Below are 13,518 nucleotides of genomic sequence, written 5' to 3' on the forward strand. Positions count from 1 at the left end.
GGTTACGGCTACGACAAGTACTCCGCCACCGTAGGCTTCTATGACTATGAAGCTGACGACAGTGACTACACTCACGTGGATCTGGGCTACGCCGTTACCGATCAGTTCACCTTCACCCTGTCCAAGATCGTTGATCAGGAAGAAGACGACACCTACGACGACGATCTGGTGATGAGCGTTTCCTACGAGTTCGCACTTTAAGTACCAAGAAAACGGGCGGCTCGTGCCGCCCACTGTTTAACGCCGCGGGGCTCTCCCTGGTCCTCGCAAACACGCAAGCAACCCCGCGGCGTCTTTTTACTTTCCACGCAACATCCTCCACGCTTCAGGCAACACGCCAACCCTGTCGTTATCTCTCTGCAGAAAAGTACACCACCAGCGCATCATGGTCAGATACTGGCGCCACCCCCTGGCTGCCATAGAGGCTGTGATAGCGACCTGCATTGCCACGGCTTGCCGCCATTCTGCTGACAGAGGTTTCCAAATCCGGTGACACCCAGATATGGTCAAGAGCCTGCGGTCGGCAACGGTGACGAAAGCTGTAGCGTTCCCGCTTTGGCAGCCGTTGCCACAGATTGAACAGACCGGATTGCGCAAACCGCCTATAGCTTGCCGAGATACGCCCGGCGCCCCAGGTGCTGTTGAAATCACCGGCCATTATCAACGACCCACTTTGCTCAATGGCCCAGCTGGCCAGCAACGCGGCCTGACGCTGCCTTTTTTGCCGAACCCGTGACTTGTGCAGACCTCGCGCACTACGCAAGTGCACGACGACCAACTGCAACTGCCGAGGAGAGCGCACAGTCACGTGCAAGGGCGGACGGGAAAACAGTGAGTGGCCGTGAAATTCCTGCTCCGCAAACAGGCTTTCTACCGACACAATCCGTACCGGCTGCCGATAAAGCAGCCCCACATCCATGCCGGAAGGGTCATTGCCCTCTTTCAGTGCGACGCGGTAACGCCAGCCGTGCCTGGCAAGGCGTACCGCCAGGGCCTCGAGTAACTCACGATTTTCCACTTCCTGAACAGCCAGCATATGGGGCGCCTGCAAAGGGCCGGCAATAAACCCAGCCAGCGCCTGTATTCGCCTGTTCAACACAGCCTCGGAAAGCGGTTCATCCAGCCGGCTGTCTTTGCGGGTATCGCGAAGCCGCCACAGGTTCAGCGTCGCCAGAGTCCATTCATCCGCTGCGGGGGCGGGCACACCACGGTCGGGAGCAAGGCCTCGGCAATCCGCCCACAGGCTCAAAGGAACAAGAAGCAGGTAGACGATCAGTAAATAGCGCATTGACGCAGTTTATGAGGTGCCGGCAAAGCACAGCAGAGGCGAAGTCTCAAACATGGGTAGGAAAGAGGACCGACAGCTGCAGGAGATTTCTGCCATTTTGGCACTGGCTTGCCCCGGAATTTCTTCCGGATAACAGGGCCCCGACTGTGAACCCCTGACCGCCGCCAATAGCGTAGGGTGTCACTGAGCCTAGGGCGAACTGCACCGATTCGGCGTTTGATGGTGCAGTTCGCCCTAGGCTCAGTGGCACCCTACGTTTTGCAACACTGCCGGGGGCGGATACGACCATAAAAAAGCCCGCCGAAAAGGCGGGCAAGGGGTATGTGAACAACAACAGAAAACGTCAGGGTCGATAGACCACTTTCAGGTCCGGGGTCACCAGTGATGCATCCAGATAACCGACAAAGTTACGGTTGCTGCCCACCAGCATAACCATCTCCTGTTCACTGGAGACTTCCCGGGGCGGCATGCCCCGGCCGGTAAAGATCATCCTCGCCCAATAACTTTTCATCTGCTCGGCGCTCTTGCCGAGCACCTGCTGGTAAAAACCATCTCGAGCACGGCCCCGTGACGGCAAGTCCAGCGGTTTCACCGAGACACCGGATACCCGGCGGGTCTGGCCATTGAAGATCTGTCGCACTTCATCCTGAGTCAGTGCATCGAGACCGCTGTTGGCGGACACCACCACCACCGGTTCTGCCTGGGCCGCTGCCGCCAGCATCAGGAGAAATGAAAATAGTATTTTTTTCATGGTCATTCCCCCTTAAAAAACCAGATCCGCACTGAGGCGAATCACCGTGGCATGATCGTCTTCAAGCTGGCCACCGTCGGTGAAGAAGAACCCCGACGTAGTAACATCACTATCGGAAAAATCGTAGTAATAACTCACCTCCCCTTTCAGGGCGATGGAATCAGTGAGGGAATAGCGCAGCCCACCGGTCCAGCTCTTCTGTTGTTCCGCCAGGCCATTATTCAGGGCAGCCGGAAGGCTGCTATCCAGATCACGAGGCGTCACTTCTGCCCAGGTGACCATGGGCATCCACTTGCCCAGGTATTTGCCCACTGTGACGTAGCCACTCTCGCTGCTCGGGTACCAGTTACCAAAATCCAGCCGCGCCTTTTCCACGGAGAAAAACCAGCTACCGTCATCGTATTGCAGACCGACACCCGCAAAATAGGTATAAACATCATCAAAGGAGAGACCCAGGACGGCAGGCGGAAAACCAAGGGCACCTTGCAAGTCCTGCTGGCTGACGGAAACGTCAGCAGCGGTGTAGGCGGCTCTCGCCGTCCAGTTACGCCAGTAGCTGGTAAAGTTCACACCGCTCAGGTCATCGGCCTGGAACTGGGCATTGGCCACACGCTCACCGCCATCCACGGTACTGGAACCCCAGAACCCGGAAAGACGATGTGACACGGGCCCGCTGGTGAAACGCCAGGAGGCTTCTACCGCCTCCATGGTTTTCACCGGTGCCAGTTGATACACCTCCGCCGGCAAGCTGGCCCACGGGTAGGCATAGCCCACATCGATGTATTGGGAATGCATGTAGAACGGCGCCACGATACGCCCCGCTTTCATGCTCACAGAATCGCTGACCTGATAATCCAGATAGGCCCACTGCAATTCCGCATTGAATTCGTCATCGCCGGACGCAAACAGCTGCACTACAGCTTCCGCCCGTTCGCTGAGTTCGGCATTAAACTGCACGCCAGCGCGAGTCAGGGAATCATGGCTCCATTTATCACTGGCGCCATCGATGTAGCTGGCAGAACCAGAGGTGGTGTCCACCTCGGCCCGGGACATACCCGCGGAGAGAAAACCGTTGATACGGATCCGGTCAGCAGCATCGCTGAGGGTATTATCAAACTGCTGCTTTTCGAGCTGTTCCAGGCGCTGCTCATAGTCCTGCAGCCTCTGCTGGACATCACTTTCCGAAGTCTGGGCCCAGGCCGGGCTCGCACTCAGGGACGCACCCAGCATCACGGATAATGCCTTTCTCATAGATCCCCCACGCTTTTATAGCCGTTTTAACCATACAACGACTACGAATAAAGCATGGCATTATCCGCAAAAAGAAACCGGGTTCAACCGTCAGATTGGGACGCCCGTTTTACCGGGAACGCCGCGCAGGCGTCCTGCCCGCCATTCAGATGAAAGCAGATCTCCACCTTGTCACCGGGAGCCGGGACCTGTGTGAGCTTCATCAGCATCAAATGCCTGTCCCCCGGTGCCAGCACCACACTGTCTCCGGCAGGGATTTCCAGGTGATGCAGGTGCACCATCCTGCGGCTGCCGTCCGCGGCGGTTTCCACATCATGCAGCATGGTGTGGCCGGCAACAGGAGTACTGACACCGGTGATGATCACGGTATCCTCGCCAGTATTGTTCAACGTCACATAGCCCGCCATGGTCGGCGACACCGGCGGTACCGCGCGTAACCAGGGATCGGAAAACGTCAGCTCCGCATGGGCGGGCACGGCAAGGGCCAACACCGCGCCTGCCAACAGAGTTTTAAAGCAGGCTCTTGGCATCAGTTACCACCTCGTCAATGGTGAAATCCGCCGGGTAGAGTTTGCGCACCCGACCCTGGTCGTCCAGTAGATAAATATAGTCACTGTGAGTGAACAGGTAATCCTGCTCCTCCTGATCCTTGATAAACACCACCCCGTATTGCGTTGCCACCTCGCGGATTTCCGCCAGGCTGCCGGTCAGGCCGATGATGTCCGCCTTGAACCAGGGCAGATACTCATTCAGGTGCTCGGCTGTATCCCGCTCCGGGTCGAAGGTAATAAACACAGGCTGTACCTGGTCCGCTTCACCGGCCTCTTGCAACTGCCGATAAACCTGGGCCACCCGGGCCAGCACCGCCGGGCAGATGTCCGGACAATGGGTGTAACCGAAGAACAGGATGGATACCTTGCCCTTGAGCTGTGCCTGGCTGAAAGGCTCGCCGTTGTGGTCAGTTAGTGTAAACTCACCACCCAGCCTTGTATTGACTGGTAAGTCGCTTTCCTGCTTGCCACAGCCGGCAACCAGAAGGGCCAGAAGCAATGGCAGGATGTACGGCAGTTTTCGCATGATCTCTCCGGTTGGTATAATCCGCGCCCATTTAAGCGGACTCTAATTGCAGCCGCGCCCATTTTCCCTCTATTCAACGGTTAGGCAACCCATGGCACGCAAGCTTTTCATTCAGACCCACGGCTGCCAGATGAACGAGTACGATTCCACTCGTATGGTGGACCTGCTCGAATCCAGCCACGGCCTGGAGCCCACCGACAATCCGGAAGAAGCGGACGTATTGCTGCTCAACACCTGCTCGATCCGGGAAAAAGCCCAGGAAAAGGTCTTCCACCAGCTGGGCCGCTGGAAAAAGCTCAAGGACGCCAACCCGGACATGGTAATCGCGGTAGGCGGCTGCGTGGCCAGCCAGGAAGGCGATGCCATCCGTGACCGGGCCCCCTACGTGGACGTGGTGTTCGGCCCGCAGACCCTGCACCGCCTGCCCGGCCTGATTACCCAGGCCGCCACCACCCGCAAACTGGCCATCGATGTGACCTTTCCGGAAGTGGAAAAGTTCGACAACCTGCCGGAACCCAGCGTGGACGGCCCCAGTGCCTTCGTGTCCATTATGGAAGGCTGCTCCAAGTACTGCACCTTCTGTGTGGTGCCCTACACCCGCGGTGAGGAAGTCAGTCGCCCGGTGCAGCCAGTGCTGAAGGAAGTGGAACACCTGGCTGAGATGGGCGTGCGCGAGGTGAACCTGCTGGGCCAGAACGTGAATGCCTACCGGGGTGTGGGCGCCGACGGCGACACCCTGGACCTGGCCGACCTGATCCGGCTGATCCGCGACATCGACGGTATCGATCGCATCCGTTACACCACCAGCCACCCGGTGGAGTTTTCCGACGCCCTGATTCAGGTCTATGAGGATGTACCGGAACTGGTCAGCCACCTGCACCTGCCGGTGCAATCCGGCTCGGACCGTATTCTTGCCATGATGAAGCGCAACCACATGGTGCTGGAATACAAGAGCAAGTTGCGCAAGCTCAAGCGCATCCGCCCGGACATTTCCTTCAGCTCCGATTTCATCATCGGCTTTCCCGGGGAAACCGATCGGGACTTCGAAGATACCATGAATCTGATCCACGACATCGGCTTCGACATGTCCTTCAGCTTCATCTATAGCGCCCGCCCCGGCACCCCGGCGGCGGACCTGCCCGATGATGTGCCCATGGAGGTGAAGAAACAGCGCCTGGCGATTCTGCAGCAGCGCATCACCCAGAACGTGCAGGACATTTCCCGCAAGATGGTGGGCAGCACCCAAAGAATTCTGGTGGATGGTTTCTCCAAGAAAGACCCGGGCCAGCTCAAGGGCCGCACGGAGAACAACCGGGTGGTTAACTTCCGCAGCGATGATACCGACCTGATCGGCAAATTCGTGGACATCACCATCGACCAGGCCTACAGCAACTCTCTGCTCGGCAGCGACCCGCGCAACCCGGGCTGACCCCAGGTTGCAACGTTGCCTGCTGCGCGGCCTAAATCGCCACCGCCCGGCCAATGAACAGGACCGGCCCGGTGGGTCGGTCAGCCGGGGAGCCACCCGGCGGCTCCAGCGTCAGTTCAAACAGCTGGCCACTCTCCACACCGCCCACGCGGCTGGCCGGTAACACCAACGACTCACCCGGCTGCACCAGCCCAAGGGAACGGGGGCCCAGTGCCGGGTCCGACAGGGTCCAGAACTGGACACTGCGATCCGCCGGATACTCACTCTCTGACAGCGGCGTCAGCTGCAAGTCTCCCTGCGCAGACACGGTCACTCTCCAGCCCGGGCTGGCGGCCTCACCCGGTGCCTGCAGCACCACGGTGTAAACCGGCGCCGGCACCCGCAGTGGCCCCAGCAGCAACACCACCGCCACCAACAAGGCAACACTGACGGTTCTCCAGAGCGTCAGGCTCTGCCACAACCATTGCCAGTCGAATCGACCACGGGAGTCCTCCGAGGCGGTTCGCCGGGAAATCTCTCGCCATAGTCGCGGCGGCAGCGGTACCGGTTCCAGCAACTCCGCCGCCCCCAACCAATGCTCCCGCCAATGGTTGGCCAGGCTCGCAGCGTCGTCGTCCTGTTCCAACCACTGCTCGATCTCTGCCGACTGCTCACGGGAATGCAGGCCGAGGACATACTCGGCAACCAACAGACGCTGTGCTTCAGGCTGTTCCGGAATCATAGTCGCAGACACTCCTGCAGCCCTTTCAACCCGGATCGAACCCGGCTCTTGATGGTGCCCAGGGGAATGGCCAGGGTTTCGGCAATCTGCTCGTAGGTAAACCCCTGGTAGAACGCCATAAGAATGGGGCGACGACGATCCATCTGCATTCCTTGCAGGCAATTGATGATCGCACGTCGTTGATCGTCCTCCACCGAGCATTGCTCTGGGGAGGGGCCCGAATCAGGCCATTGGTCCCCTGGCAGGGGCTCGAACGCATCACGTCGGGAACGGTGGTGTTGATTGATCAAGCGATATCGCAATAATCCAAACAGCCAGGTCCGCGCGCAGCCTCGCTGGCTCTGAAAGCGCCTGGCATTTTCCCAGACCTGGATGAAAGTATCCTGCAAGGCATCCTCAGCCAGTGATGACTCACCGGTAAATCGGCGCGCCAACGCCAACATGCGCGGAGCTTCGTTGAGGTAAAGCTGATGAAAAGCCTGCCGGTCGCCACTGGCACATGCCCGTAACAGGACATTGCCTTCTTCCAGCTCAGCGCGTGAATCGTCCATGAACCTGCGTATCCAGTAAGAAGCAGAATGAAGATGATTCACCAGAGTACGAGAAGAATGTGTCAACAAGAGGAAAACCGGGCCGCCGAAGCGGCCCGATACAGGGAGCGGGAAAAGTGCTCCCCCGTGCTTACTCCGGAGCGCGGCCAAGATAATCCGCAATCAGCGACACCGATTCCGGCGACGACTGCATCCAGGTCTGCGAAGGCGTTACGTCACCACCGGCAGAATCGAGGATATTGTCAAAGCGCAGCACCATGCCCTGGGATTTCTCCGCCACATAGAGGTGCTCGCCATCAAAGGCAATATCCACCGGATTACCGAGCTGGGTGTTGCCCACCGTACTGTTGTCGCCGTTATCGATATTCACGGTGACATCGGTGATGCCATCAGCGGTTGAGCCGTTGTCCAGCACATACAGCTTGCCGTCGGTAGGATTCGCACCGCTGCCCACATCCGACAGGATCAGCTGGTCGGTTTCCGCCACATAGACAATGCCGTGCAGATTGGTCGGAGCGGCAAACGCTACACCCGCCTCGGCAGGGGTAATCACCCGGTCGGGGCCGGCACTGCCACGCGCCGTGCTGTAGCTGTCAAAGACCGCTACCGTGCCATCGGTGAGGGCCACGAAGAGCTGATCGGAATCCGGGTCGTAATCCAGATCCCAGGGCGCCACGGACAGGCTGGTCGTGAACAAAGGAGCGGCATCGCCACCGGCCTGGGCGCCGAACACCCGCACTGACGAGTTACCGTTATCGGTGACCAGCACCCAGCCCAGCGAGTCCGCCACATCAAAGCCTTTCGGTGCCATCAGCCCGGTGCTCGCGCCTTCAATCACCCGGTCACGGCTCACAGAGAACATCTCGCCATCGCGATCCGTCGCCAGGCGGTTGATCACAGCCAGGCCGGAGTCGTAGGTAATGTAGGCATCGCCCAACTGGTTGAATGCCAGGCTTTCGCGATCCTGGTTGGTGGAAAAGCCGCGCTGCATGGCGCCCAGATCCAGGTCCAGTACCACCACATCCGGGTCGCCCGGGGCTGCCGGCGGATTACTGGTTACCGCCACGCCGGTGAAGGTGGTGCCAGTGGTATCGAGATCGGAAAGGTCCGGTTGCAGCTCGGGCTCAAGAATAATGGCCAGGGATTCCGGTTTGATACTATCGACGACCTTGTTCGGCGCAATGTCCCCGGAACCGCCGGAAAACACGTTGCGGTACACCAGAATGGCATCGTTGGATTTTTCCGCGATGTAAACCGTGTTGCCGTCCAGCACCAGGTCCACCGGGTTGCCCAGCTTGGTCGCCGGGCCGGCCAGGGTCCGTACAGGCGTCACCGTGCCATTGGCCGTGGAAGCATTGCTGATCACATACAGCTGGCCATCATCCGCCACGGCAGCGTCACCCACATCACTGACTACCAGGGTGTCAGAGTCAGCCCGATAGGCGATGCCATGCATATTGGAGACGGTGCCTGCCGTATCCGGGGTAATCACCCGGGCGGGGGTCGACATGAAACCACCCGCAACATAGTCATCTACCACAATCACGGTGCCATTGGTCATGGCCAGGAACAAACGATCCGCCGCTTCGTCGTAGGCCAGATCCCAGGTATTTCCCGACAGGGCGGTACTGGCAAGGGGCGTCGCATTTGCCCCCGCTGCAGTGCCGTACACTTCCACACTGTTGCCGCCGATGTTCGCTGCCATTACCAGCCCGGCTTCATGGGCGATGGCAATCCCTTTGAGCGTCATGGACCCCGGTGCCGCCACACTACGGTCCAGCGTCGGCACCGCCCCGGAGCCGTCGGTTCGCTCAGCCAACTGGTGCAGAACCTGTACAGTGCTGGGGGCCCCGGCACTGTCGTTGGCAGCGTAGAGATTGCCCAGCAGGTCCAGCGCAATACCCTCATTGGCATCGGCATTGAACGTGCCTTGCACGTCCAGGTCAGCATTCAGGCGGTCGATCTGACCGGCATTACCACTGCCATTGTGCATCACCAGCAATGACGGCCCCTGGGCCACACCAGGGGAATTGATCAGGGATCGGTCACTGCCATTACCCCCACAGGCTGCCAGCGTTACCGCAACGGCCAGTGGCGACAGCCACAGCAAACCTTTGCCATTCACATTCATCTCATCTCTCCTTGGATAGCGATGCCGGCTTTACGCCGGTCAGTCAGGACAATGCGTCCTACTGCTGATACCGCCCCCGCACAGAAACGGATGTAACAGCGCGTAATAATTCTCGTTTGAAGTGTATCCGCCACAGAAATCGCGCCGCCCTACCGGTTGTCCGACACCCCGCCATCAACGCTTGCGGCCCGCCACCCTCCGGGGCTAGGCTGCGCGGGTAATTTTTCTTCCCCGTAAACACGCTTCGGGGTATTCTGAAACTCTCCGCAACAGCCCGAGGGGCCACGTTTTCCATCTTGGACACACCACTCGCTTCCCAGCACATCAGCCTCGAACCCAACGATTCCCGTCGCCTGGCCAGTCTCTGCGGCCACCTGGACGAGCACATCAAGCAGATAGCCCAGCGCCTGCATGTGGATATCCACAATCGTGGTAACCAGTTTCATCTGGCAGGGCCATCCGCCTCGGTGGAAGCCGCCGGGTCAATCCTGTATGAGCTTTATGATCAGACCCGCGATGGCACCGACCTGACGCCGGAAATGGTGCACCTGCAGCTGCAACAGTCCAACGTAGCCGACCATGCTGCTGCAAAAAGCATCGACAATACCGTGGCGTTCCCCAGTGATGAAGTGGTGGTTCGTACCAAGCGGGTTCGTATAAAGCCCCGTGGCGCCCACCAGCGCGAGTATGTGAAACAGATCCGCAAAAACGATATCAATTTCGGCGTCGGCCCGGCCGGCACCGGCAAAACCTGGCTGGCAGTCGCCTGCGCCGTGGATGCGCTGGAAAAAGCGGAAATTCAACGGATCCTGCTGGTACGTCCGGCGGTTGAGGCCGGCGAAAAGCTGGGCTTTCTGCCCGGGGACCTGGCAGAAAAAATCGACCCCTATTTGCGCCCTCTCTACGATGCCCTCTACGAAATGCTCGGCTTTGAAACCGTGGCCAAGCTGATGGATCGCATGGTGATTGAAGTGGCACCGCTGGCCTACATGCGCGGGCGAACCCTGAACAACAGCTTCGTGATTCTGGATGAAGCCCAGAACACCACCCCGGAACAGATGAAGATGTTCCTGACCCGCATCGGTTTCGGAACCCGCGCCGTCATCACCGGGGATGTGACCCAGGTGGATCTGCCCCGTCATCAACGCTCCGGCCTGGTGAATACCCTGGAAGTGCTCGACGGCGTAAAAGGGATCGGCGTGACCCTATTCGACAGCCGCGACGTGGTTCGCCACCCGCTGGTACAACGTATTGTAGAGGCCTACGACCGCCATGAACGGGATACCGACACCCAGCGTTGATATCCAGTGGGCCAGCGACGCCCCGGACGCTCCCGACGAATCCCGGTTATGCAACTGGGTACGCCATGCTGCCCAGGTAGCCGGCGGCGTGGTGGGCGACATCACCCTGCGTATCGTCGATGAAGACGAAATCCGCACCCTCAACCGGGACTACCGCGACAAGGACAAGCCCACCAATGTGCTGTCCTTCCCGTTTGAGATGCCTGAAGGCCTGCCCGAAGATGCCATGGAGCCGCTGCTCGGCGACATCATTCTCTGTGCCCCGGTGGTACGCCGGGAGGCCGCTGAACAGAACAAGACCCTGCAAGCCCACTGGGCTCACATGGTCACCCACGGTGTACTGCACCTGCTGGGCTACGATCACATTGATGACGAGGACGCGCAGATCATGGAAGCCATGGAAATCCGCGCCCTTAACGAACAGGGTTTTGCCGACCCTTACAACATTGAGCCACACACCAATATGGAGCTTCACCCCTGATGTCGGACGACTATTCGGATAACGGTACCAGCCGAAGTTGGTTGGAGCGTGTCGGCCAGTTTTTCTCCTCCACGCCCGGCGACCGGAGTGAACTGCTGGACCTGATGCGCTCCATGCGCGATTCCCACATTATCGACGGGGACACCCTGGGAATTATCGAAGGCGCCGTCTGTGTCGCCGATATGCAGGTACGCGAGATCATGATTCCGCGCTCCCAGATGGTCAGCATCAAGGCCAGCTCCGACCCGCGGGACTTTCTGCCCACCATCATTGATTGCGCTCACTCCCGTTTCCCGGTCCTGGGCGACGACCCGGATGAAGTGATCGGCATCCTGCTGGCCAAGGACCTGCTACCGTTAATCCTCGATCCGGCCCGCATGGACCGTTTCGCCATCAAGGATCATATCCGCTCTGCTATGGTGGTACCCGAGTCCAAACGGCTCGACTCACTGCTGCGCGAATTCCGTATAAGCCGCAATCATATGGCCATCGTGGTCAACGAATATGGCGGCGTGGCCGGGCTGGTCACCATTGAAGATGTGCTGGAACAGATCGTCGGGGAAATTGAAGACGAACACGACGTAGAAGAAGAGGACTACCTGATCAAGGATCTGGATGATCAGGAGTACACCGTCAAGGCGCTGACACCCATCGATGATTTCAACGAGCACTTCCACTGCCAGTTCAGCGATGAGGAATTCGACACCATCGGCGGGCTGGTGATGCAGAAGTTCGGCCGCTTACCCGGTCGCGATGAAAGCGTGGAACTGGATGGTTATCTCTTCACCGTGCTCAGCGCCGACGGCAGAACAATAAGATTGCTGCGGGTTACACCGCCGGGGGAAAACCAGGATGCCACTGCCACAGAGGTCGAAAGCTGACACCATCTCCGCCCTGTTAAAAGCACCGTGGGTGACGGCCGTGATTGCCGTTGCCCTGTTGCTCGGCGCCTTGCTCAACCCGGCTAACGCGCCCCAGCCGGTACTAGGCTGGTACGTGGACAGTGGTCTGAAAACCCTGGAATGGGACAACTACCTGTCCTGGCTACGCTTTAACGGGCGTGGCGAACTGGCCGGCCAGCTGGAACAGCAGCTCGCCAGCGGCGATAGCCACGCTTACAGCGCGGCGCTGCTGTCGCCCAGCTTCGTCAAAGACAGTGACCTGCGCGCCCGGGACTTTTGGTCAGCAACCCAGATAGAAAAGTGGAAAGCCCTGCGCCAGCAAACACAGGATCAACTTGCCGCCAGCAACTTGTACCGCTGGGGGCTACCAGACAACAGCCCCCGCCCGGCCCGTTTCTTTACCTCCCCCTTTGCAGGTGGCTCCCTGTGGCTAACCGCTCTCACCGTGTTTCTGCTGGTGCCACTGGCATTCCCCCTGGAGCGTCAGCTTGGCCATGGCCGGGTACTGACCCTGTGGCTGCTGGGCTGCCTGCTGGCCGGTGCCGGCTACCTGCTGGTGGCTCGCAGCGGGCAGCTGCCGTTTCATGGCGCCGTCGCACCGCTCATGGTCTGGTATGGAGCCTTCCTCGGCTTGCAGGGCTGGCGCACTTCCCTGCCGGTCTGGTTACCAGGCAAGGCAAGGACATCCATATCCCTGCCCACCCCGGCCCTGGCGGCAATGCCGCTGGTACTACTGGGGTTACTGGCCTGGCAAGCCCAGCCGGCCATAGCCAATCTGGCCGCCGGCGCACTGGCCCTGGCCGGTGGCACCCTGCTGATCCAGCTCATGCGCCCGGCGGAGCCGTCCGTGAATACCGAAACAGCCACGCCTGCGGATCCACAGGATCAACAGGGGCTGCAACGGGGCTGGGATGCCCTCGCCCAGCTGCAGGCGGACGCTGCCAGCGAGGCCTTTCAGCAAGTACTGGACCGGCAGCCGGATCACTTTGATGCCCTGACCGGCCTCTTCAATGCCCGCCGCATGGGCCAGGACAGCAACGGCTGGGTCGACATCTCCCATCGCCTGTTTGCCCACCCAGCCAGCGAAAAGGGACAAGCCCAACAAGTTGTCGGTTGCTGGCAGCAGTTCCGCCAGCAGCAGGGCGCCGAATTACCCTCTTCCGTTGGTTGGCATCTGGTAACCACCCTGACCCGGGCCGGTGAATTTGCCCAGGCAGAAGCACTGGCCGTCAGTCTGGATCACCACGACACTCGCAAGCCTGCCCTGCAGGCCTTGCGCGATGCACTCCATCGGGAAGGTTTGGGGCATCGGGCCAAGGCGCTGGAAGTGTAGCGGCGAGCCCCAAGTTGTAACGCGGACTGGGCCATGCTGGTCGAATAACGCCCTGCCCGCGTTTAACGCAACAATCCGATCTGTAGGAGCGTCGCTGGCGGCGCGATTGAATGTAGGAGCACCTCTTGAGGTGCGAACCGAGCGCAGCGAGGCAACAGAGGATTGTCTGTCAGCCGTTCTTTCTGAAACCTGTCGAGGTCTGAAATGCCTGATCGCCCTGCGGGCGATTTCCTTTCTCCGCAAGGTTCGCACCTCGAGAGGTGTTATTCGCTTCGCTCACCCTTCGGGCCGCACGGAACTAC

General features: G+C 59.6%; 13 protein-coding genes and 1 pseudogene. 6 read left to right on the plus strand and 8 right to left on the minus strand.

Going from position 1 to position 13,518, the window contains the following annotated elements:
- Positions 1-201, plus strand: a pseudogene (locus B3Q33_RS14825) (hypothetical protein); the annotation flags it as partial.
- 148 nt (positions 202-349) lie between these two features.
- On the opposite strand, the gene B3Q33_RS14830 reads toward B3Q33_RS14825, so the two are convergent.
- From B3Q33_RS14830 to B3Q33_RS14850, 5 genes are all read right to left on the minus strand, one after another.
- Entirely contained in the window at positions 350-1,288 is a 939-nt protein-coding gene (locus B3Q33_RS14830; protein ID WP_273008942.1) for an endonuclease/exonuclease/phosphatase family protein, read from the minus strand.
- A 343-nt stretch (positions 1,289-1,631) separates the two neighbouring features.
- The gene (locus tag B3Q33_RS14835; RefSeq protein WP_035249232.1) at positions 1,632-2,039 is read right to left on the minus strand and encodes a hypothetical protein; all 408 of its coding nucleotides are present in this window, start codon (positions 2,037-2,039) and stop codon (positions 1,632-1,634) included.
- A 12-nt stretch (positions 2,040-2,051) separates the two neighbouring features.
- A complete protein-coding gene (locus tag B3Q33_RS14840) occupies positions 2,052-3,290 on the minus strand; it encodes a hypothetical protein (protein ID WP_035249233.1) in 1,239 nt (412 codons plus the stop codon).
- 83 nt (positions 3,291-3,373) lie between these two features.
- Positions 3,374-3,820 carry a copper chaperone PCu(A)C gene (locus B3Q33_RS14845; RefSeq protein ID WP_272974387.1) on the minus strand — a complete coding sequence of 149 codons (447 nt, stop codon included), beginning with the start codon at positions 3,818-3,820 and terminating at the stop codon, positions 3,374-3,376.
- Positions 3,801-4,367, minus strand: a complete 567-nt coding sequence (locus B3Q33_RS14850) for an SCO family protein (RefSeq protein ID WP_035249237.1) — start codon at positions 4,365-4,367, stop codon at positions 3,801-3,803. The genes B3Q33_RS14845 and B3Q33_RS14850 overlap by 20 nt, the downstream gene beginning before the upstream one ends.
- Before the next feature lie 91 nt (positions 4,368-4,458).
- On the opposite strand from B3Q33_RS14850, the gene miaB reads away from it, so the two are divergent.
- Complete coding sequence (gene miaB / locus B3Q33_RS14855; RefSeq protein WP_035249239.1) at positions 4,459-5,796, plus strand: tRNA (N6-isopentenyl adenosine(37)-C2)-methylthiotransferase MiaB; 1,338 nt, start codon at positions 4,459-4,461, stop codon at positions 5,794-5,796.
- 31 nt (positions 5,797-5,827) lie between these two features.
- Here the strand turns inward: miaB and B3Q33_RS14860 are convergent, their stop codons facing one another.
- The 3 genes from B3Q33_RS14860 to B3Q33_RS14870 form a co-directional block, all read right to left on the minus strand.
- A complete protein-coding gene (locus B3Q33_RS14860; protein ID WP_035249240.1) occupies positions 5,828-6,517 on the minus strand; it encodes an anti-sigma factor in 690 nt (229 codons plus the stop codon).
- The gene (locus B3Q33_RS14865) at positions 6,514-7,068 is read right to left on the minus strand and encodes an RNA polymerase sigma factor (protein ID WP_035249242.1); all 555 of its coding nucleotides are present in this window, start codon (positions 7,066-7,068) and stop codon (positions 6,514-6,516) included. Before B3Q33_RS14865 ends, B3Q33_RS14860 begins: the two co-directional genes overlap by 4 nt.
- 130 nt (positions 7,069-7,198) lie before the next feature.
- Positions 7,199-9,199 (minus strand): hypothetical protein, encoded by a 2,001-nt coding sequence (locus B3Q33_RS14870; protein WP_273008941.1) that lies wholly within the window; start codon positions 9,197-9,199, stop codon positions 7,199-7,201.
- A 296-nt stretch (positions 9,200-9,495) separates the two neighbouring features.
- Between B3Q33_RS14870 and B3Q33_RS14875 the strand changes: the two genes are divergently transcribed.
- From B3Q33_RS14875 to B3Q33_RS14890, 4 genes are read left to right on the plus strand one after another with little or no spacing between them, the layout of a single operon-like run.
- Positions 9,496-10,500 (plus strand): PhoH family protein, encoded by a 1,005-nt coding sequence (locus tag B3Q33_RS14875; RefSeq protein ID WP_272963310.1) that lies wholly within the window; start codon positions 9,496-9,498, stop codon positions 10,498-10,500.
- A complete protein-coding gene (gene ybeY / locus B3Q33_RS14880) occupies positions 10,472-10,981 on the plus strand; it encodes an rRNA maturation RNase YbeY (protein WP_272963309.1) in 510 nt (169 codons plus the stop codon). The genes B3Q33_RS14875 and ybeY overlap by 29 nt, the downstream gene beginning before the upstream one ends.
- Positions 10,981-11,862, plus strand: a complete 882-nt coding sequence (locus B3Q33_RS14885; protein WP_035249251.1) for an HlyC/CorC family transporter — start codon at positions 10,981-10,983, stop codon at positions 11,860-11,862. Before ybeY ends, B3Q33_RS14885 begins: the two co-directional genes overlap by 1 nt.
- A gap of 40 nt (positions 11,863-11,902) precedes the next feature.
- Positions 11,903-13,216, plus strand: a complete 1,314-nt coding sequence (locus B3Q33_RS14890) for a rhomboid family intramembrane serine protease (protein WP_272963308.1) — start codon at positions 11,903-11,905, stop codon at positions 13,214-13,216.
- Positions 13,217-13,518 lie beyond the last annotated feature (302 nt).

The sequence above is a fragment of the Alcanivorax sp. UBA3183 genome (assembly GCF_002364155.1).
In the GTDB taxonomy this organism is placed as follows: Bacteria; Pseudomonadota; Gammaproteobacteria; order Pseudomonadales; family Alcanivoracaceae; genus Alcanivorax; species Alcanivorax jadensis.

What these genes read in the sequence shown, in the direction of transcription:
- B3Q33_RS14885 (WP_035249251.1), top strand. Translation starts at nt 10,981, where the DNA reads ATGTCGGACGACTATTCGGATAACGGTACCAGCCGAAGTTGGTTGGAG.
- B3Q33_RS14850 (WP_035249237.1), bottom strand. Translation starts at nt 4,367, where the DNA reads ATGCGAAAACTGCCGTACATCCTGCCATTGCTTCTGGCCCTTCTGGTT.
- B3Q33_RS14865 (WP_035249242.1), bottom strand. Translation starts at nt 7,068, where the DNA reads ATGGACGATTCACGCGCTGAGCTGGAAGAAGGCAATGTCCTGTTACGG.
- ybeY (WP_272963309.1), top strand. Translation starts at nt 10,472, where the DNA reads ATGAACGGGATACCGACACCCAGCGTTGATATCCAGTGGGCCAGCGAC.
- miaB (WP_035249239.1), top strand. Translation starts at nt 4,459, where the DNA reads ATGGCACGCAAGCTTTTCATTCAGACCCACGGCTGCCAGATGAACGAG.
- B3Q33_RS14835 (WP_035249232.1), bottom strand. Translation starts at nt 2,039, where the DNA reads ATGAAAAAAATACTATTTTCATTTCTCCTGATGCTGGCGGCAGCGGCC.
- B3Q33_RS14870 (WP_273008941.1), bottom strand. Translation starts at nt 9,199, where the DNA reads ATGAATGTGAATGGCAAAGGTTTGCTGTGGCTGTCGCCACTGGCCGTT.
- B3Q33_RS14830 (WP_273008942.1), bottom strand. Translation starts at nt 1,288, where the DNA reads ATGCGCTATTTACTGATCGTCTACCTGCTTCTTGTTCCTTTGAGCCTG.
- B3Q33_RS14840 (WP_035249233.1), bottom strand. Translation starts at nt 3,290, where the DNA reads ATGAGAAAGGCATTATCCGTGATGCTGGGTGCGTCCCTGAGTGCGAGC.
- B3Q33_RS14845 (WP_272974387.1), bottom strand. Translation starts at nt 3,820, where the DNA reads ATGCCAAGAGCCTGCTTTAAAACTCTGTTGGCAGGCGCGGTGTTGGCC.
- B3Q33_RS14860 (WP_035249240.1), bottom strand. Translation starts at nt 6,517, where the DNA reads ATGATTCCGGAACAGCCTGAAGCACAGCGTCTGTTGGTTGCCGAGTAT.